Raw genomic sequence first — 18,740 nt, 5'->3', positions numbered from 1 at the left:
GCGGCGCGGGGGATCAGGCCGCCTCGGGCCCGGTCCCCGGAGTCTCCGGGTCCTCCGCGAACAGCTCCTCCGCCCGCTCGACCGTGCGGGAACGCTCCAACCAGGCGTCCATGCGGACGGGATCGGTACAGGTGGTGATGCGCTCGCGCACGCTGTCCGGTACGGGGATGCCGCGCACCTCCAGCACGAACAGAATCCCCTTGGCCTCGCCTGCGTCCCTGCCCGCTGCCTGGCCTGCGGCCACGCCTTCGGCCCTGCCCTCAAGGCAGGCCGTCTCACGGACCGTTCCCCGGCCGGGGAAGTAGCTGACGAACGACATGATTTCCTTCCACTGCATCCCGGCAGGGGTGTTACCCAGGTTGATTTCCAGGAACTCGGCGAAGTACCCGACCGTCTCGGGGGGGCACGCCCGACCCGAGCTTTCCTCCCCACGATCCTGGTGTCGTTGATCAACGGCACTCCCTCCTGTCCGTCCGGGACTCCAAGGCCCCGGCCGGCGCCGTCCTCGTCCTCCCGGTCGTGGCCTTCTCCGCCTCCGTGGACGCCCTGAGAGGCGACCGTCACCCGGCCGCCTCCCCCGGCTTGTGAGCCAGTGCGAAAGCCCGCCCCAGCCTCTGCGTCCCCCGTGGCTCCACCCGCACCTGCGCGTCCAGGGTCAGGCCCGCTCCCGTGAGGAACCCGGCAACCTCGGCCGGAGTCCGGAAGTAGTAGTCGAGGGAGATGTCCAGGCCGTAGCGCTCCGTCATGTGGATGTGTTCGCCGTCCGAGGCCTGGAAGGCGAGGAGTACGTGGCCGCCGGGGCGCAGGGCCCGGTGGAACTCCTCGAAGACGCCGGGGAGTTCGGCGTCGGGGATGTGGATCGTGGAGTAGAGGGCGATGATGCCGGCCAGTGTCGCGTCGGGTACGTCCAGGGACGTCATCGAGCCGACCTCGAACCGGAGCCGGGGATGGGCCTCGCGGGCCAGTGCCACCATGTGCGGGGAGATGTCGATGCCGAAGGCCGGGATGCCGAGGGCGTTCAGGCGGGCTGTCACATAGCCGGGGCCGCTGCCCGCGTCGGCCACCGGGGCGTCGGGCGCCGTCGTACGGGCCAGGTCCGCGAAGGCGGTCAGCAGGGCCGTTTCGAGGGGGCCGTCGCCCAGGCCGTCGGGGTGTTCCGCGCTGTACGCGGGGGCGATCGCGTCGTAGGAGGAACGGGTGGCCTCTATGAAGTCCGCGGGGGCGTCCGCCGCGTGCGAGTGGTCGGTCACGTCGGCGGACCCTAGCAAGAGTTCCCGGCCCCAAGATCCGCTTCCCGCCAGACCCGGCCACGCCACGCTGCGTAGCCGTAACGTCGCGTGGCCGTGAGGATTCCGGGATACGGACGGGGCAGGCTGGGGCTCGATGGGACGTGGTATGCCAGAGGAAGCGGGAAGCTTACCCATCCCCGCGAGCAGCTATGCGGCCGGCGGTCAGATTTTCTTCGTCTAACGGGTTGAACTTTTGTTGATCGAGGGTCAGTTGACCACCCGGGCGCCCTACCCTTCAGAGGGTGAAGCAATTGATGTCACCAGAGTCCGAGGAATCCGAGGCAGGGTCCGAGGCCGAATCCGTCGGGAATGTGCTTCCGGGCACCCTGCCGGAGGCCCTGCGGGCCGAACTCGTCGCGTTCCGCCGGGACTTGCACATGCATCCCGAGCTGGGCAACCAGGAGTTCCGGACCACCGCCGCGATCAAGACCCGGCTGGAGCAGGCAGGTCTCGCACCGCGCGTGCTCGCCACCGGGACCGGCCTCGTCTGTGACATCGGTCCGCGCGAGAGCGGCGTACCCATGCTCGCGCTGCGCGCCGACATCGACGCCCTGCCCATCCCGGACACGAAGAGTGACTGCGCGTACCGATCCACCGTGCCCGACCGCGCCCACGCCTGCGGCCACGACGTGCACACCACCGTGGTGCTGGGCGCCGGTCTCGTGCTGGCCCGGCTGCACGAGCAGGGGTTGCTGCCCCGGCCGGTGCGGCTGCTCTTCCAGCCCGCCGAGGAGGTCCTGCCCGGCGGCGCCGCCGACGCCATCGAGTGCGGGGTGCTGGAGGGGGTCGGGCGGATCATCGCCGTGCACTGCGACCCCAAGGTGGACAGCGGGAAGATCGGGTTGCGGGTGGGGCCCATCACGTCCGCCTGTGATCGGCTGGAGGTTTCGCTCGACGGACCCGGCGGTCACACCGCCCGGCCGCACCTCACCACCGACCTGGTCACCGCCGCCGCCCGGGTCGCCACCGATGTCCCCGCGCTCGTCGCCCGCCGTATGGACGCGCGGAGCGGGGTCTCCGTGACCTGGGGGCGGATCGAGTCCGGCCACGCCCCCAACGTCATCCCGCAGCACGCCGAGCTGTCCGGCACCGTACGGTGTCTCGATCTCGACGCCTGGCGGCGGGCGCCCGACGTCGTGCACGCGGCGATCGACGAGGTCGCCGGGCTGTACCGGGCCAAGACGGTGATCGACTACGTGCGCGGGGTCCCGCCCGTCGTCAACGACGCGCTCGTCACCGAGCTGCTGCGGGACGCGATGGTCGCGCGCCGCGGGCCGCTCTCCGTCGAGGACACCGAGCAGAGCCTGGGCGGCGAGGACTTCTCCTGGTACCTGGAGCACGTGCCCGGCGCCATGGCCCGGCTGGGCGTGCGCACCCCGGGGGAGCGGACCGTACGGGATCTCCACCAGGGCGACTTCGACGCCGACGAGTCCGCGATCACGGCCGGCGTGGAGCTGTTCACCGCCGCCGCCCTGATCGACGCGGCTCTCTGAGCGGGACGGGGGGCGTGGAGGTGCCCGTTCGGTACCCCTACGTCCCCTTGTGTCACCCGGGTGTAACCACCGGCGCGTGAACGTAACGCGGCGGCGGCACGATCCGGTAACGGCACGGAGAAACCCCGTTCCCCTCCTCGTCTACGCGCGTTACTGTGCGCGGAAATCGCCACCAGAGGCGGCGCGTTGGGGAAGCGGTCCGGTGACGGTGCCGTGAGGACGAAGGAGTGCTTGCTGTGCGTCATACATCTCGGAGGACGAAGTTCTCCCAAGCCGCGGTGGCCGTCACGGTCATCGCCCTCGCGGCTACCGCCTGCGGTAGCTCCAGCAAGGATGCCAACAAGGCCAGCGACAGTTCGTCGTCCTCGTCCGGCAAGTACACCGGCAAGGGCATCGGCCTCGCCTACGACGTCGGCGGCAAGGGCGACCAGTCCTTCAACGACGCGGCCTACGCCGGCTTCCAGAAGGCCGAGAAGGACTTCGGCCTCACCGGCCGCGACATCGAGCCGCAGGACAACGAGTCCGACGCGGACAAGGTCCAGCGCCTGGAGAGCCTCGCCCAGGCCGGCTACAACCCGGTGATCGGCGTGGGCTTCGCCTACGCCCCCGCCGTCAAGGAAGCCGCCGCGAAGTTCCCGAACATCACGTTCGGCATCATCGACGACGAGCAGGACAAGGCCGCCAACGTGGCCGACCTCGTCTTCCACGAGGAGCAGTCCTCGTACCTCGCGGGCGTCGCCGCGGCCAAGGCGACCAAGAAGAACCACATCGGCTTCATCGGCGGCGTGGACGTCCCGCTGATCCACAAGTTCGAGGCCGGCTTCGACCAGGGCGCCAAGTCCGTCAACCCGAGCATCAAGATCGAGTCGCAGTACCTGACGCAGACCGCGGCCCAGGGCGGCTTCTCCAGCCCCGACAAGGGCAAGGACGCCGCGAGCGGCCAGATCGACGCGGGCGCGGACGTCCTGTACGCCGCCGCCGGTCTCTCCGGCCAGGGCGTCATCTCCGAGGCCTCCGCCAAGGGCGTGTGGGCCATCGGTGTGGACTCCGACCAGTACAACCAGAAGGCGCTCGCCAAGTACAAGGACTCCATCCTCGGCTCGGCGCTGAAGAACGTCGGCGGCGCCGTGTACGACCTGGTGAAGTCCGTGTACGAGGGCAAGCCCAAGACCGGCGTGATCCGCTACGGCCTCGACAACGACGGCGTCGGCTTCGCCGACTCCAACCCGAAGTACAAGGCCATGACCGCCGCCGTGGCGGCCGTCGACAAGGCCAAGCAGGACATCATCGACGGCAAGGTCACCGTCAACACGAAGTAGTTCGACGCGCGGGAACCACGCGCGAGAACTACGCCCTCCGGGCATCGTTGCAGCCTGGCGCCCCTTGCCTCCCGCAAGGGGCGCCAGGCTGTCCGTACGCTGGCCACCATCTGTGGCCACAGCTCTATAACGGACCGGACAGATGGGGTTTTCCGTCTGGTCTACGCGCGTTACGCTGCGGCGGAACCAGCGCCTGGTTTGGGCGCTTGCACTAAGGAGTCTCGTTCCATGCGCCGGGTGTCCCGAATCGCGGTTGCAGGCGTTGCAACCGCAGCTCTTGCAGTAACCGTCTCCGCCTGCGGCAGCTCGTCCAGCGAGTCCAGCTCCAGCAGCAGCTCCTCCGGCACGTCCAAGGGCATCGGTCTTGCCTACGACGTCGGCGGCAAGGGTGACCAGTCCTTCAACGACGCCGCCTACGCGGGTCTGCAGAAGGCCGAGAAGGACTTCGGCGTCGGCGGCCGTGACGTCGAGCCGCAGGACAACGAGTCCGACGCCGACAAGGTGCAGCGCCTGGAGACCCTCGCCAGGTCCGGCTACAACCCGGTGATCGGTGTCGGCTTCGCCTACGCCCCCGCCGTCAAGGAAGCCGCCGCGAAGTTCCCGAAGATCACCTTCGGCATCATCGACGACAACACCATCACGGCCGACAACGTCGCCGACATGGTCTTCCACGAGGAGCAGTCCTCCTACCTGGCCGGCGTCACCGCCGCGCTGACCACGAAGTCGAACACCGTCGGCTTCATCGGCGGCGTGGACGTGCCCCTGATCCACAAGTTCGAGGCGGGCTTCGAGCAGGGCGTCAAGGACACCAAGAAGGGCGTCACGGTCAAGGCGCAGTACCTCACCCAGACCGCCGCCCAGGGTGGCTTCTCCAGCCCCGACAAGGGCGAGGCCGCCGCCGACGGCCAGATCGAGGCCGGCGCGGACGTGGTCTACGCGGCCGCCGGTCTCTCCGGCCAGGGCGTCATCAAGTCCGCCGCCGCGCACAAGGTGTGGGCGATCGGCGTCGACTCGGACCAGTACAACCAGGCGGCGCTGGCGAAGTACAAGAACTACATCCTGACCTCGGCGCTGAAGAACGTCGCGGGCGCGGTGTACGACCTCTCCAAGTCCGTCATCAAGGACAAGAAGCCGCTGAGCGGCGAGATCCGCGGCTCGCTGAGCAACGGCGGCGTCGGCCTGGCCGACTCCAACCCGACCTTCAAGAACAACGCCACCCTGCAGGCCGCCCTCGCGAAGGCCGAGGCGGGCATCAAGGACGGCTCGATCACGGTCAAGACCTCTTGATCCCGAGGTCGTTTGGGCCGTAAGGACCATGGCCAAAAGAGCGCTGTAATGGCAGCGTTACGGCCACGGAACGGGGCGCGGGGAGGATGACCGACTCGCGCCCCTGCCGCCGGTCTCCCGTCTGCCGCGCGGCGTCTGGCACGCACGCTCGCCGCGTTGCCGAACCGCCCAGGTGGCTCCGCCACGAGGGCGCTTCGGCGCCTTGCGATCGCACGCACCAGACGCCGCGCGGCCCGCCCTTCGGGCGGACGACGGGAGACCGGCGGCAGGGACGCACCCTGTTCGCGCGGCAGAATGCTCGGAACGGATCGAAGTGTGATCGGGTCCGGGCACTATTTAAAGCAGGGGCGCTACGCGCGTAGAGAGGCCCCTTTCCACGAGGAGAGTTCGCCATCGACGCGTCCAGCAACCCTCCACTCGGCGATCAGTCGACGATCGCGGTCGAGCTGGTGGGGATCACCAAGCGATTCCCGGGTGTCGTCGCCAACAGCGACATCCGCTTCAGTGTCCGAAAAGGCACCGTGCACGCCCTCGTCGGCGAGAACGGCGCGGGCAAGTCGACCCTGATGAAGATCCTCTACGGCATGCAGAAGCCGGACGAGGGCACCATCGCCGTCGACGGCGAGCACGTCACCTTCTCCTCGCCGGCCGACGCCATCGCCCGCGGCATCGGCATGGTCCACCAGCACTTCATGCTCGCCGACAACCTCACCGTCCTGGAGAACGTCGTCCTGGGCAGCGAGAAGCTGCACGGCATCGGCGGCGGCGCCCGCAAGAAGATCAAGGAGATCTCCGACCGCTACGGCCTGAACGTCCGCGCGGACGTCCTCGTCGAGAGCCTCGGTGTCGCCGAGCGCCAGCGCGTCGAGATCCTCAAGGTCCTCTACCGCGGCGCCCGCACCCTGATCCTGGACGAGCCCACCGCCGTCCTGGTGCCGCAGGAGGTCGACGCCCTCTTCAGCAACCTGCGCGAGCTGAAGTCCGAGGGCCTCGCGGTCATCTTCATCTCGCACAAGCTGGGCGAGGTCCTGTCGGTCGCCGACGAGATCACCGTCATCCGGCGCGGCACCACGGTCGGCACGGCGGTCCCCTCCGCGACCACCCCCCGCCAGCTCGCCGAGATGATGGTCGGCAGCGAACTGCCCACCCCGGAGACCGCCGAGTCGACGGTCACCGACAAGCCCGTCATCGAGGTCAAGGGCCTCACCGTCTACGCCGCCGGCGCCTCCCTCGGCCCCGAGTCGGAGCCCGTGGGCGGCGGACTGGTCGGCGACGCGGCCGTCGGAGGCGACGCCAAGCGCGTCCTGGACGACGTCACCTTCACCATCCACGCCGGCGAGGTCATGGGCATCGCGGGCGTCGAGGGCAACGGCCAGACCGAGCTGATCGACGCGCTGATCGGCCTGAAGAACGCCGACTCCGGCACCATCAGCTTCCTCGGCGAGGACATCACGCCCTGGGCCACCCGCAGGCGCCGCGAGCACGGCATCGGCTACATCCCCGAGGACCGCCACCGCCACGGCCTCCTCCTGGAAGCCCCGCTGTGGGAGAACCGCATCCTCGGCCACGTCACCGAGGACCCCAACTCCAAGGGCGTCTGGCTCGACATCAAGGGCGCCCAGGCCGACACCCGCCGGATCGTCGAGGAGTACGACGTCCGCACCCCCGGCATCGACGTCACCGCCGCCTCCCTCTCCGGCGGCAACCAGCAGAAGCTGATCGTCGGCCGCGAGATGAGCCACACGCCGAAGTTCCTGATCGCCGCCCACCCCACCCGCGGTGTGGACGTCGGCGCGCAGGCCGCGATCTGGGACCACGTCCGCGCGGCCCGCCGCGAGGGCCTCGCCGTGCTGCTGATCTCCGCCGACCTCGACGAGCTGATCGGCCTGTCGGACACCCTGCGCGTGATCTACGACGGCAGGCTGGTCGCCGACGCCGACCCGGCCACCGTCACACCGGAGGAGCTCGGCTCGGCCATGACCGGCGCCGCGTCCGGTCACCTCGAACACGTCGAAGAGTCCGCAGAAGACGGCGCCGACGACACCGCCCCGGAGGACGAGGCCCGATGAAGAAGTTCGACAAGGAGCGCGTGCTCCTCGCCGTGGCCGGCCCGGTCATGGCGCTTGTCGCCGCGATCCTGCTGACCTCGGTCGTGCTGCTCGCCTCGGGCAAGAACCCGATCGAGCCGTACAACCTGATGCTCCAGCAGATCGGGTACTCGGACGTCCAGGTGCTGATCATCAACCAGGCGTCGATGTACTACATCGCCGCCCTGGCGGTCGCCCTCGGCTTCCGGATGAACCTGTTCAACATCGGCGTCGACGGCCAGTACCGCCTCGGCGCCGTGATGACCGCGGTCGTCGGCGCGCACATCGGCCTGCCGGCCGTCCTCCAGGTGCCGCTGCTGCTCCTCGTCGCGATCCTCACCGGCGCCTTCTGGGCCGGCATCGCGGGTGTCCTCAAGGTCACCCGCGGGGTCAGCGAGGTCGTCGCGACGATCATGCTCAACGCGATCGCCACGAGCCTGATCCTCTACCTCACGCAGACCAACACCTGGGGCGTGCAGGTCGGCAACAACATGACGACCGGCATCATGAAGAAGTCCGGCTGGATCCCCGGCATCGACCTGGGTTCGGACGTCGGCGAGATCTACGGCCTGGTCTTCCTCGCGGTGATCATGGGCGTCCTGTACTGGCTCGTCCTCAACCGCACCCGCTTCGGCTTCGACCTGCGCGCCACCGGCGCCTCCGAGACCGCCGCCGCGGCCTCCGGCGTCGACGCCAAGCGCATGACCCTCACCGCGATGCTGATCTCCGGCGGTGTCGCGGGCCTCGCCGGTCTGCCGCTGCTGCTCGGCGACAGCCACACCTACAGCCTCACCTTCCCCGAGGGCCTGGGCTTCACCGCGATCGGCATCGCCCTCCTCGGCCGCAACAACCCGGGCGGTATCGCCCTCGCGGCCCTCCTCTGGGCCTTCCTCGACAAGGCGTCGCCCGCCCTGGACTACGCGACCCCGGTCGCGTACCAGAAGGAGATCGCGACGATCATGCAGGGCCTGATCGTCTTCGCGGTCGTCATCTCGTACGAGGTCGTCCGCACCTGGGGCCTGCGCCGCCAGCAGAAGCGCGTCGGTGAGGAACTCGCCGCCGCCGCGATCGACAACTCCGAGAAGAAGGAGGTGGCGGCCTGATGTCCACCGCGACCATCGCCAAGCCCAAGGCGCAGCAGCCCGGCAAGGGCGGCCGCCGTTTCTCGCTCCCCGTGCTCCTGCTGATCATCGCGGGCGCGCTGATCCTCACCTCGGTCGTCCGTCTGATCACCGGCGCGGACGGCATCACCTCCACCGGCCAGATGTCCACCGCGCTGCGGGCGGCCGTGCCGATCGGGCTCGCCGGTCTCGGCGGTCTGTGGGCCGAGCGCGCGGGCGTCGTCAACATCGGCCTCGAAGGCATGATGATCCTCGGCACCTGGTTCGGCGCCTGGGCCGGCTACCAGTGGGGCCCGTGGACCGGTGTCGTCTTCGGCATCGTCGGCGGCTGCCTCGGCGCGCTGCTGCACGCCATCGCCACGGTGACGTTCAACGTCAACCACATCGTCTCCGGTGTCGCCATCAACATCCTGGCGCTGGGCACCACCCGCTATCTGTCGAAGTTCACCTTCGCCAACACCGAGCAGGGCTCCGCCAAGCAGTCCCCGCCGATCGACTCCCTGGGCACCTTCGACATCCCCGGTCTGTCGAGCTGGCTGGACACGCTCAACGAGAAGCACTGGTTCCTGATCTCGGACATCGCGGGCCTGATCGGCGGTCTGATCACCGACCTCTCCCCGCTCACCGTCATCGCGGTGGCCCTCGTACCGGCCACCTGGTGGATCCTGTGGCGCACCGCCTTCGGCCTGCGCCTGCGCTCCTGCGGCGAGAACCCGGTGGCCGCCGAGTCCCTCGGCGTCAACGTCTACAAGTACAAGTACATCGCCGTGATCATCTCCGGCGGCTTCGCCGGCCTCGGCGGTGCCTTCCTGTCGATCGTGGCCTCGAACGTCTACCTCGACGGCCAGACCGGCGGCCGGGGTTACATCGGTCTCGCCTCGATGATCTTCGGCAACTGGATGCCGGGCGGACTCGCCCTCGGCGCGGGTCTGTTCGGCTACACCGACAGCCTCAACCTGCGCGGCGGCGCCACCAACGTCCACGCGCTGATCCTGCTGCTCGGCTTCCTGCTGGTGGCCGGCTGCGTCTACCTGGTGTGGAAGAAGCGGTACGTCCCCGCCGGCATCACCGCGGCCGTCGCGGCCCTGATGTTCGTCTGGTACGCCACCACCGACCAGGTCCCGACCCAACTGGTCGGCGCCAGCCCGTACATCGTCACCCTGCTGGTCCTCTCGCTCTCCGCGCAGCACCTGCGGATGCCGAAGGCGGACGGCCTGCCGTACCGGAAGGGACAGGGCAAGTGACCTCGTCCGCCGCCGAGTTCGCCGCGTCCCCCGTGGACTGGGACGAACTGCGGTCCGAGGCGCGGGAAGCGATGTCCCACGCCTACGCGCCGTACTCGGGCTACCCCGTCGGGGTGGCCGCCCGGGTCGACGACGGGCGCACGGTCTCCGGCTGCAACGTGGAGAACGCGTCGTACGGCCTCGGCCTGTGCGCGGAGTGCGGGCTCGTGTCCGACCTCCAGCGCACCGGCGGGGGCCGGCTGACGCACTTCACCTGCGTCGACGGCAAGGGCGACATCCTCGTCCCGTGCGGCCGCTGCCGCCAGCTGCTGTACGAGTTCGGCGGTCCCGGTCTGCTGGTGGAGACACCGGCGGGCATCCTGCCGCTCTCGGAGATGCTCCCGCAGGCCTTCGGGCCGGACCATCTCACCAGGTAACTCCCGTGCGGCCCCGCTGAGTTGGTTCATCTCCCTCAGCGGGGCCGCGCATTTTCTGAACGTTCGGAAGGAAAGCCAAGCCATGGCGCAAGTCTCGATGGATGCCATCTCCGTCATCCGCACCAAGCGGGACCGCGGTGAACTGAGCGACGAGCAGATCGACTGGGTCATCGACGCGTACACCCGCGGGGAGGTGGCCGACTACCAGATGGCCGCCCTCAACATGGCGATCCTCCTCAACGGCATGAACCGTTCCGAGATCGCCCGCTGGACCGCCGCGATGATCGCCTCCGGCGAGCGCATGGACTTCTCCTCGCTCTCCCGGCCGACCGCCGACAAGCACTCGACGGGCGGCGTCGGCGACAAGATCACCCTCCCGCTGGCCCCCCTCGTCGCCGCCTGCGGCGCGGCCGTCCCGCAGCTCTCCGGCCGCGGCCTCGGCCACACCGGCGGCACCCTCGACAAGCTGGAGTCGATCCCCGGCTGGCGCGCGCTGCTCTCCAACGAGGAGATGCTGTCGGTCCTGGAGGGCACTGGCGCGGTGATCTGCGCGGCGGGCGACGGCCTGGCCCCCGCCGACAAGAAGCTGTACGCCCTGCGTGACGTCACCGGCACGGTGGAGGCGATCCCCCTGATCGCCTCGTCCATCATGTCGAAGAAGATCGCCGAGGGCACTGGTTCCCTGGTCCTGGACGTGAAGGTCGGCACGGGCGCCTTCATGAAGACGATCGAGGACGCGCGTGAACTGGCGTCCACGATGGTCGGGTTGGGCACCGACCACGGCGTGAAGACGGTCGCGCTCCTGACGGACATGAGCACCCCGCTCGGCCTGACGGCCGGCAACGCCCTCGAAGTCCGGGAATCCGTCGAGGTGTTGGCGGGCGGCGGCCCCTCCGACGTCGTCGAACTGACCATCGCGCTGGCCCGCGAGATGCTCGACGCGGCCGGCATCAAGGACGCCGACCCGGCGAAGGCCCTGGCCGACGGTTCGGCGATGGACGTCTGGCGCCGGATGATCGCGGCCCAGGGCGGCGACCCGGACGCGGAGCTGCCGGTGGCCCGCGAGCAGCACGTGGTGAAGGCCGCGTCCTCCGGTGTCCTCACCCGCCTCGACGCCTACGACATCGGCATCGCCGCCTGGCGTCTCGGCGCGGGGCGTGCGCGCAAGGAGGACCCGGTCCAGGCGGGCGCGGGAGTGGAGATGCACGCCAAGCCGGGCGACGTGGTGGCGGCGGGCCAGCCCCTGCTGACCCTGCACACCGACACTCCGGAGCGCTTCGCGTACGCGCTGGAGGCGGTCGAGGGCTCGTACGACATCGGCGCCGAGGACACCGCGTTCACGGCTTCGCCTGTGGTGCTGGAGCGCATCGCCTGATCGGTCGTCGGGGGAGCGGGGGAGGGGCCGGGCTTTCAAGTCCCGGCCCCTCTTGCCTACTTGGCGGCCGGTCCCTGCATCAGGTGCCTGGCGTAGAACCGGAAAGCGTCCTCCGCCTCGAACCACGGAGTGCCCGTGTGCCCGCCCATGTTGGCGTGCAGGGTTTTCTCCTGGGTGCCGAAGGCGTCGAACAGGTCCAGGGCCCGCTGCCGGGGGTTGCCCTCGTCGTCCCACTGGAGCAGGAGCAGCAGCGGGATGCCGACCTGCTTGGCCTCCTCGCGCTGGGCGCGGGGGACGTAGCCTCCGGCGAAGAAGCCGGCCGCCTTGATGCGCGGCTCGGACACCGCGAGGCGGATGCCGAGGGCGGTCCAGCCCGAGTAGCCGACCGGGCTGCCGATCTCGGGCAGGGCGAGGACGGCGTCCAGGGTGGTCAGCCACTCCGGGGCCGCGTTCTCGACCAGCGGGCCGACCAGGGACTCGAAGATCTCGTCGGCCGGCTCACCGGCCCGCATCGCCCGGCCGAGGTCGGCGCGGAGCTGTACGGCGGCGGCGGAACGGGGACGGTCGCCGCAGCCGGCGGCGTCGATGGTGACCGCCGCGTAGCCGGCTGCCGCGGTGGCCCGGGCCCGGGCCACCAGCCGGGGCTCCGCCTTGGGCAGGCCGTTGTTGTGGGCGATCAGGATCAGCGGGGCGGGTGCGGTGGAGTCGGGCGTCCACAGGGTGCCGGGGATCTCGCCGAGGGTGAATTCGCGTTCGAGGACGCCGTCGTCGAGGCGCTGCTCGGAAGTGAACCGCGGGGTCGTGTCCATGGTCGTGCCTTTCGGGAGAGCTCAGAACGGCGCTCCCGGACGACCTATCGCCCGACCGTGACCCCGGAGGAGAGCACCCATGTCGTTGATGTGTTCACGGGTACCACCTCCTCGTTCTCTCGCACGGCCACGGGCAAGGTAGCAGCGGCCGTAGTCCTCCGCCACGGGTTTTGTTCGCGGCGGCTCGCCGGTCGGCTCACCCGAGCAGCGCCGCGATCACCACCAGTACCGGCACCGACAGAATCGTCGACAGCAGGATCGAGTCCCGGGCCAGTGCCTCGCCCACGCGATAGCGGCTCGCGTACGTGTACAGGTTCTGCGCACCGGGCAGCGCCGAGGTCACCACGACGTCGAGCAGCGCCGCCCCGTGCAGGCCGAACACGCCCGCCGCCAGCGCCCAGGCGATCGCCGGCTGTCCCACCGACTTCAGGGCGACCGACAGCAGCACCGGCCCCCGCTCGGCACCGCGCGCCGGCATCGCGCTTCCGCGCAGCGAGATGCCGAAGCCGAGCAGTACGGCCGGGACCGCCATGTTGCCGATCAGGGTGAGGGGATCCATCACCGGGCCGGGCAGGTGCACTCCGGACGCGGCCACCGCGACCCCGGCGAGGGAGCCGACCGCGACCGGGTTGCGTACGGGCGTGAGCAGCCGTAGCCACCAGGGATCCTTCTCGCCCCGGTCCGACAGGTCGAGGATCGTGAGGGCGACGGGGCTGACCACGACGAGCTGGAACAGCATCACCGGCGCCACCAGCGAGGCGTTGCCCAGGACGTACACCGAGATCGGGATGCCGAGGTTGCCGGAGTTGACGTAGCCGGAACAGAGCGCGCCGATCGTCGTACGGCCCACTCCCCAGCCGCGGGCCATCCCGACCGCCACGAACACGCCCGCCACCGCCGCCGTGCTCAGCACCGTCACGAGCAGCCAGCTGGAGAAGACCACCGAGAGGTCGGCCCGCGCGAGGGTGGTGAACAGCAGGGCCGGGGACGCCACGTTGAAGGCCAGCCTGGTCAGTACGTCACGGCCGTTCTCGCCGAGGGAGCCGCGCAGGCCGAGCAGATAGCCGACAGCGATGACGACGCCGATGACCGCGAACCCGGTCAACACCCCCTGCACGGCGCCTCCTCGGCGGCTGCGGCGCGCGGGAGGGCGTCGGGTATCCAGGGCGGGGCGGATCCGTGGGGCATACAGCAAACCTAGGCGGTCGCCCCCGATGAATTACGACCGCCCACCCGGTCTACCGATCGTGGACGCCATGACACCCGCTGTACTCGTGCCGAACCGCCCCGTCAGCCGTGACGAGGTGGTGCGGCTCTGCGACGAGGTGCGGCGGCTGCTGGAGGCGACCGGCGCCGGGGTGGTCCTCGTCGCGGTCGAGACCGTGGGGCCCGGGCCGCCGGGGCTCGGCACCGTCGATCTCCTGGCCCGCCTGGAGCTGACCGCACGGCGGGCCGGTGGCCGGATCAGGCTGCGCGGGCCCAGCCCCGGACTACGCGCCCTCCTCGATCTGGTCGGGCTCCGCTTCGAGACGGAGGGGCAGGTCGAAGAGCGGGAACCAGCGCTTGGTGTCCAGGAAGAAGTGGAACCCGGTGAGCCTGCCGTCTGAGATCTCCAGGACCTGCACCGACCAGGGGCTGAAGCCGCCCGCCTCCGGGTCCGGCTTGTACTGGGCGAAGCCCGGCAGGCCGTTCACCTCCACCGGGATCAGACGGGAGCCCTCGCAGGCGGCGCCGATCGTCGTCATGAAGCCCGTGATGTCGTCGTGGCCGGTCAGCCACAGGTCGAACGGCGGCATCGTCATGATGGCGTCCTCGTGCAGCAGCGCCGTCAGGGCCGCCATGTCGTAGCCCTCGAAGGCCGCGACATACCGCTCCAGGAGTTTCTTCTGCTCCTCGTCGAGCGGGTCGGAGACAGCCGCGTCGGCCGCCTTCTCGTCCCGCTCGGCGAGGGTGGCGCGGGCCCGCTGCAGCGCGCTGTTGACGGACGCGACCGAGGTGCCGAGCAGCTCGGCGACCTCGTTGGCCCGCCAGGCCAGCACCTCGCGCAGGATCAGCACCGCCCTTTGTTTGGGCGGCAGTTGCTGCAGGGCGGCCATGAACGCGAGCCGCACCGACTCCTTGGCGACGGCGGCCTCCGCCGGGTCGGCGACCGTCGGCAGCACGCGCGCGTCCGGCATCGGCTCCAGCCAGGTGTTGTCGGGGCGGGGCGACAGCGCGGCCTGCGCGAGCGGGGTGGAGTCGCTGAGGTCGACGGGCCGCGCCCGCTTGTTGCCCGCGGACAGCATGTCCAGGCAGACGTTGGTCGCGATCCGGTACAGCCAGGACCGCAGACTGGAGCGGCCCTCGAACTTGTCGTAACTGCGCCAGGCGCGGACCATCGTGTCCTGCACCGCGTCCTCGGCCTCGAAGGAGGAGCCGAGCATGCGGTAGCAGTACCCGGTCAGCTCGACGCGGTGCTTCTCCAGCCTGATGTCGAGGTCCGTCGTCTTCACAGCGCTGTCACTCATGGTCTCGCCCACCCACCCCTGTGGCCGTTCTTCCCTTACCCCGAAACGTAGCGCAGCCCACTGACAATGGCCCCCGGAGTGGCCGAACGCGCAGCTCAGGAAGGTTTCACTAAGGGGTCGGGCGGATGTGACCGCTCAGGCGGCGGCGAGCCCCCGCTCGACCCGCGCCGCCCGCGACCCGAGCACCGTGATCGTCACGACCCCCAGCACCGCCAGCACGCCCACGCCGACCGTGCCCGCCCAGCCGCCCGCGTGGAACGCCAGCGCGCCGACCGTACTGCCGGTGCTGGACCCGATGTAGTACGCGGACTGGTAGAGGGCGGAGGCCTGGGCGCGCCCGGTGGTGGCCGTCTTGCTGACCGCCGAGGACGCGACCGCGTGCCCCGCGAAGAAGCCGGCCGTGATCAGCACCAGGCCGAGCAGCACCAGGGGCAGCGAGTCGGCGAGGGAGACCAGGAGGCCGGTGGCCGTCGTACCGCCCGCAAGGTAGAGGGCACCCCTGCGCCCCAGCCTGCCCACCAGCCGCCCCGCCGTGGACGCCGACACCGTACCGACCAGGTACACCAGGAAGATCGAGCCGACGATGCCCTGGGGGAGGGAGAAGGGGGCCTCGGTGAGGCGGTAGCCGATCACCGTGTAGACGCCGCCGAAGACCGTCATGAACAGGGCGCCGATCGCGTACAGCCGGCACAGCAGCGGGTTCGCGAGGTGGGCACGGACCGTGCGGGCCAGGACGCGGGGGCGCAGCGAGCCCGGTGTGAAGTGCCGCGGGGCGGGGAGCAGGAGGCGGAAGGCGACCGCGCAGCCGACCGCGATCAGACCGATCACGCCCACGGCGACCCGCCAGCCCCACTCCTGCGCGACCCAGCCGGTGATGACCCGGCCGCTCATCCCGCCGACGCTGTTGCCCGCCACGAACAGGCCGATCGCCGTGACCAGCGCCTTCGGCCGGACCTCCTCCGCGAGATACGCCGTCGCCGACGCGGGCAGCCCGGCCAGCGCGGCACCCTGGAGGAACCGCAGCACCACCAGCGCGCCCAGCGACGGCGCGAACGGCACCAGGACCCCGATGCTCACCGCGACCACCAGCGACGCGGTCATGACCGTACGGCGGCCGAAACGCTCCGACAGCGCGCTCATCGGCAGGACGAACAGCGCGAGTCCGCCGGTCGCCGCCGCCACCGTCCAGCTCGCCGCGCTCGCCGCCACCCCGAACTCGCCGGAGATCAGCGGCAGCAGGGCCTGCGTGGAGTACAGCAGCGCGAAGGTCGCCACACCCGCGAGGAAGAGCGCGAAGCTCATCCGGCGATAACCGGGACCGCCGGGCGTCAGCCGTGAGTCGGAAGCGGAGGTGGTGGTGGGGGCGGGGGTCGTGGCGGCCACGATGGTGGACGCCCCGGTATCGGCGGGAGACATGCTTCGAAGCTACGTACGCTCCCGCTCATCCGTCCAATGCACGGAAACGCCATAATCGTTCCCATGGTGCATCAGTACAGCTCACAGGCTCGCCTGTCACCGTCCGGTGACACAGAAGACATCGTCGCGCTGCTCGCGCCGCGCCTCGCGTACTTCGCGGGTGTCGCCCGCACCGAGCACGTCACCCGGGCCGCGCAGGAGATGCAGGTCCCGCAGTCCACCCTGTCGCGGGCCATGGTCCGCCTCGAACAGGACCTGGGCGTAGACCTGTTCGCCCGCAGAGGCCGAACGGTCTCGCTCACCCCCGCCGGCCGCACCTTCCTCACCTCCGTCGAGCGCGCCCTCGCCGAGATCGGGAAGGCCGCCGACGAGGTCCGCGCCGACGCCGACCCCACCACCGGCAAGGTCGCCTTCGGCTTCCTCCACACCCTCGGCTCGGAGACCGTCCCCGAACTCATCCGCGCCTTCCGCGCCGACCACCCCCGCGTCCGCTTCAGCCTCGTCCAGAACTACGGCGAGGCCATGCTGGAGCGGCTGCGCGCGGGCGAGCTGGACCTGTGCCTCCTGACCGCCCCGACCCTCGACGCCCCCGACGTCGTGGCCCACCGCCTCGACGTCCAGAAACTCCGCCTCGTCGTCCCGGCCGACCACCGCCTGGCCTCCCGCAAGCGGATCCGCCTCGCGGAGGCGGCCGACGAGACCTTCGTGACCCTGGAACCGGGCTACGGCCTCCGGAGCATCACCGACGCCGTCTGCGCGGAGGCCGGCTTCCGCCCGAAGATCGCCTTCGAGGGGGAGGAGGCGGAGACGCTACGGGGCCTGGTGGCGGCGGGGCTGGGAGTGGCCCTGCTCCCGCCACCGGCCGTGCCCCGCCCGGGAGTTGCCGAGCTGACGGTCACCGCCCCGAAGGCCGTACGGGAGATCGGCGTGGCCTGGCTGGACGGCCGCCCGGACACGCCCCCGGTGGCCGCCTTCAAGAAGTTCCTGCTGTCGAGGAGGGGCAACCTGCTGCCCGAGTAGCTCAGTTGTGGTGCCGGACCCGGACGACGAGTTTCCCCGTGGCGCGGTTGTGCTCCATGTCGTCGTGGGCCTGCGGTACGTGCTCCAGGCCGTCGTACACGCGGTCCACGGGGAAGGCCAGTTGGCCGTCGGCGATCGCGTCCAGGATTTCCTGGAAGGTCTCCTGGGGGAGGTCGGAGGCGTCGCCGAAGTAGCCCGCGAGGCGTACGCCCCTGGGCAGGTACTCGTTGGGGGAGAAGTCGCGGACGGTCCACTGGTTGGAGAGGCTGCCGCCGAAGCAGGCCGTGCCGTGGACGCGTACCGCGCGCAGGGTGTCGGGCAGGGTCGGGATGCCGACCAGGTCGAGGGCGGCGTCGACTCCGTCCGGGTACAACTCGCGTACGGCGGGGGCGACTTCGCCGGTGTCGAGGAGCGGGTGGTCGACGCCGTGCTCCTTGAGGGAGGCGAGCCGGTCGGGGCGCCGGGTGGTGGACAACACCGTGGCTCCGTGCCGACGGGCGAGCGCGGCGGCGGCCAGGCCCACCGAGGAGGTGCCGCCGCGGATCAGCACGGTCTGGCCGGGCCGCAGGTCCAGTCCGACGGTGAGGGAGCCATGGGCGGTCTGTACCATCTCCGGCAGGGCACCCAGCACCTCCCAGGGCAACTCGGTCTCGACGGCGATCACTTGAGCCAGCGGCACCGACGTGTACTCGGCATAGCCCCCGTCGTACGTCCGCCCCATGTCCCCCATCATCGCGACGACCTTCTGCCCGCGCACGAGCCCGCTGCCGGCCGGGGCCGCGTCGACGGTACCGACGGCCTCGATGCCCGGTACCCGCGGAAAGGTGACCCCCTCACTCACCCCCAGCCGCAGCTTCAACTCCGACCGATTGAGCCCGAACGCCTCGACCCGAATACGCACCCACCCGTCCCGCTCGGGCGGGAGGGGGAGGACGGCCAACCGCAGGTTTCCGACGGGGCCGGGGGCAGAGAGCTGGACAGCACGCATAGTGGTCGGCGAGGACGTCGTCATGGGCCTGCCTTCTTCCCGGGCGGGGAGGAGAGTCCGGACGGCGGACGTCAACATCCGGCTGCCGGGGCTTCATTCCCGACTCGGCCTGGGGACCGACCGGTTGGCCGCTGGGGCACGTGGTGGCGGCGCGACCGCAGGCCCCGGCTGTCTCAGAGCCCTGGTCGGTCGGCCGCCGTGGCGCGCGCGGGCGGGTCACGGGGTACCTGGGCAGGGAGCGCCTGAAGCCGGCCGCCACCGCATTCCCGACTCGCCCCGAGTGCGGGCCGTTTGGCCGCTCGGCCCGCAGCAGCGGCACGCCTGCATTTCCTACCCGCCACCAGGGTTTTCGCCAGGCGGCCGCCGTGC

17 protein-coding genes are annotated in these 18,740 nt (G+C 70.5%); 10 read left to right on the top strand and 7 right to left on the bottom strand.

Translation table 11 applies throughout. The features are described from left to right. Window positions 1-13: 13 nt before the first annotated feature. Both ACWDEW_RS03210 and ACWDEW_RS03205 read right to left on the bottom strand, forming a co-directional pair. A complete protein-coding gene (locus ACWDEW_RS03210) occupies window positions 14-319 on the bottom strand; it encodes a hypothetical protein (protein ID WP_450509071.1) in 306 nt (101 codons plus the stop codon). Between the two features lie 241 nt (window positions 320-560). Beyond that, entirely contained in the window at window positions 561-1,250 is a 690-nt protein-coding gene (locus ACWDEW_RS03205; RefSeq protein WP_450509069.1) for a class I SAM-dependent DNA methyltransferase, read from the bottom strand. A gap of 293 nt (window positions 1,251-1,543) precedes the next feature. On the opposite strand from ACWDEW_RS03205, the gene ACWDEW_RS03200 reads away from it, so the two are divergent. From ACWDEW_RS03200 to ACWDEW_RS03165, 8 genes are all read left to right on the top strand, one after another. Beyond that, window positions 1,544-2,782, top strand: coding sequence for an amidohydrolase (locus tag ACWDEW_RS03200; protein WP_450509067.1), 1,239 nt, complete (start codon window positions 1,544-1,546; stop codon window positions 2,780-2,782). Between the two features lie 278 nt (window positions 2,783-3,060). Beyond that, window positions 3,061-4,101, top strand: a complete 1,041-nt coding sequence (locus ACWDEW_RS03195) for a BMP family lipoprotein (protein ID WP_450509483.1) — start codon at window positions 3,061-3,063, stop codon at window positions 4,099-4,101. Between the two features lie 228 nt (window positions 4,102-4,329). After that, window positions 4,330-5,388, top strand: coding sequence for a BMP family lipoprotein (locus ACWDEW_RS03190; protein WP_450509065.1), 1,059 nt, complete (start codon window positions 4,330-4,332; stop codon window positions 5,386-5,388). 434 nt (window positions 5,389-5,822) lie between these two features. Next, on the top strand, window positions 5,823-7,457 hold the full coding sequence (locus ACWDEW_RS03185) for an ABC transporter ATP-binding protein (RefSeq protein WP_450509481.1): 1,635 nt from the start codon (window positions 5,823-5,825) through the stop codon (window positions 7,455-7,457). Then, window positions 7,454-8,578 carry an ABC transporter permease gene (locus ACWDEW_RS03180; RefSeq protein WP_450509063.1) on the top strand — a complete coding sequence of 375 codons (1,125 nt, stop codon included), beginning with the start codon at window positions 7,454-7,456 and terminating at the stop codon, window positions 8,576-8,578. Before ACWDEW_RS03185 ends, ACWDEW_RS03180 begins: the two co-directional genes overlap by 4 nt. Beyond that, a complete protein-coding gene (locus ACWDEW_RS03175) occupies window positions 8,578-9,840 on the top strand; it encodes an ABC transporter permease (RefSeq protein WP_450509061.1) in 1,263 nt (420 codons plus the stop codon). The genes ACWDEW_RS03180 and ACWDEW_RS03175 overlap by 1 nt, the downstream gene beginning before the upstream one ends. Continuing rightward, window positions 9,837-10,256: a cytidine deaminase gene (locus ACWDEW_RS03170; RefSeq protein WP_431252599.1), complete on the top strand. Its 420-nt coding sequence runs from the start codon at window positions 9,837-9,839 to the stop codon at window positions 10,254-10,256. The genes ACWDEW_RS03175 and ACWDEW_RS03170 overlap by 4 nt, the downstream gene beginning before the upstream one ends. Window positions 10,257-10,338: 82 nt before the next feature. Next, window positions 10,339-11,631, top strand: coding sequence for a thymidine phosphorylase (locus ACWDEW_RS03165; RefSeq protein ID WP_450509059.1), 1,293 nt, complete (start codon window positions 10,339-10,341; stop codon window positions 11,629-11,631). A 56-nt stretch (window positions 11,632-11,687) separates the two neighbouring features. Here ACWDEW_RS03165 and ACWDEW_RS03160 read toward each other — a convergent pair whose 3' ends face one another. Continuing rightward, the gene (locus ACWDEW_RS03160) at window positions 11,688-12,440 is read right to left on the bottom strand and encodes an alpha/beta hydrolase (RefSeq protein WP_450509057.1); all 753 of its coding nucleotides are present in this window, start codon (window positions 12,438-12,440) and stop codon (window positions 11,688-11,690) included. Window positions 12,441-12,636: 196 nt separating this feature from the next. After that, a complete protein-coding gene (locus ACWDEW_RS03155; RefSeq protein ID WP_450509055.1) occupies window positions 12,637-13,557 on the bottom strand; it encodes an AEC family transporter in 921 nt (306 codons plus the stop codon). 139 nt (window positions 13,558-13,696) lie between these two features. Between ACWDEW_RS03155 and ACWDEW_RS03150 the strand changes: the two genes are divergently transcribed. Beyond that, complete coding sequence (locus ACWDEW_RS03150) at window positions 13,697-14,047, top strand: STAS domain-containing protein (RefSeq protein ID WP_450509053.1); 351 nt, start codon at window positions 13,697-13,699, stop codon at window positions 14,045-14,047. Here ACWDEW_RS03150 and ACWDEW_RS03145 read toward each other — a convergent pair. Both ACWDEW_RS03145 and ACWDEW_RS03140 read right to left on the bottom strand, forming a co-directional pair. Beyond that, complete coding sequence (locus ACWDEW_RS03145; protein ID WP_450509051.1) at window positions 13,931-14,947, bottom strand: sigma-70 family RNA polymerase sigma factor; 1,017 nt, start codon at window positions 14,945-14,947, stop codon at window positions 13,931-13,933. The two genes, ACWDEW_RS03150 and ACWDEW_RS03145, sit on opposite strands and share 117 nt — an antisense overlap. A gap of 135 nt (window positions 14,948-15,082) precedes the next feature. Next, window positions 15,083-16,363, bottom strand: a complete 1,281-nt coding sequence (locus ACWDEW_RS03140; protein WP_450509049.1) for an MFS transporter — start codon at window positions 16,361-16,363, stop codon at window positions 15,083-15,085. A 63-nt stretch (window positions 16,364-16,426) separates the two neighbouring features. Here ACWDEW_RS03140 and ACWDEW_RS03135 point away from each other — a divergent pair, with 63 nt between their 5' ends. After that, a complete protein-coding gene (locus tag ACWDEW_RS03135) occupies window positions 16,427-17,383 on the top strand; it encodes a LysR substrate-binding domain-containing protein (protein ID WP_450509047.1) in 957 nt (318 codons plus the stop codon). A 1-nt stretch (window position 17,384) separates the two neighbouring features. Here ACWDEW_RS03135 and ACWDEW_RS03130 read toward each other — a convergent pair whose 3' ends face one another. Then, a complete protein-coding gene (locus ACWDEW_RS03130; protein ID WP_450509045.1) occupies window positions 17,385-18,395 on the bottom strand; it encodes a zinc-binding dehydrogenase in 1,011 nt (336 codons plus the stop codon). Between the last annotated feature and the right edge of the window lie 345 nt (window positions 18,396-18,740).

The organism is Streptomyces sp. NPDC001100, assembly GCF_053598575.1.
The sequence above is the reverse complement of the archived record's forward strand: the minus strand, read 5'-3'. Positions and strand labels throughout refer to the sequence as shown.

Coding starts and splice junctions, on each gene's coding strand:
- ACWDEW_RS03210 (WP_450509071.1), bottom strand. CDS start 319: ATGTCGTTCGTCAGCTACTTCCCCGGCCGGGGAACGGTCCGTGAGACG.
- ACWDEW_RS03200 (WP_450509067.1), top strand. CDS start 1,544: ATGTCACCAGAGTCCGAGGAATCCGAGGCAGGGTCCGAGGCCGAATCC.
- ACWDEW_RS03190 (WP_450509065.1), top strand. CDS start 4,330: ATGCGCCGGGTGTCCCGAATCGCGGTTGCAGGCGTTGCAACCGCAGCT.
- ACWDEW_RS03180 (WP_450509063.1), top strand. CDS start 7,454: ATGAAGAAGTTCGACAAGGAGCGCGTGCTCCTCGCCGTGGCCGGCCCG.
- ACWDEW_RS03175 (WP_450509061.1), top strand. CDS start 8,578: ATGTCCACCGCGACCATCGCCAAGCCCAAGGCGCAGCAGCCCGGCAAG.
- ACWDEW_RS03165 (WP_450509059.1), top strand. CDS start 10,339: ATGGCGCAAGTCTCGATGGATGCCATCTCCGTCATCCGCACCAAGCGG.
- ACWDEW_RS03160 (WP_450509057.1), bottom strand. CDS start 12,440: ATGGACACGACCCCGCGGTTCACTTCCGAGCAGCGCCTCGACGACGGC.
- ACWDEW_RS03150 (WP_450509053.1), top strand. CDS start 13,697: ATGACACCCGCTGTACTCGTGCCGAACCGCCCCGTCAGCCGTGACGAG.
- ACWDEW_RS03145 (WP_450509051.1), bottom strand. CDS start 14,947: ATGAGTGACAGCGCTGTGAAGACGACGGACCTCGACATCAGGCTGGAG.
- ACWDEW_RS03140 (WP_450509049.1), bottom strand. CDS start 16,363: ATGTCTCCCGCCGATACCGGGGCGTCCACCATCGTGGCCGCCACGACC.
- ACWDEW_RS03135 (WP_450509047.1), top strand. CDS start 16,427: ATGGTGCATCAGTACAGCTCACAGGCTCGCCTGTCACCGTCCGGTGAC.
- ACWDEW_RS03130 (WP_450509045.1), bottom strand. CDS start 18,395: ATGACGACGTCCTCGCCGACCACTATGCGTGCTGTCCAGCTCTCTGCC.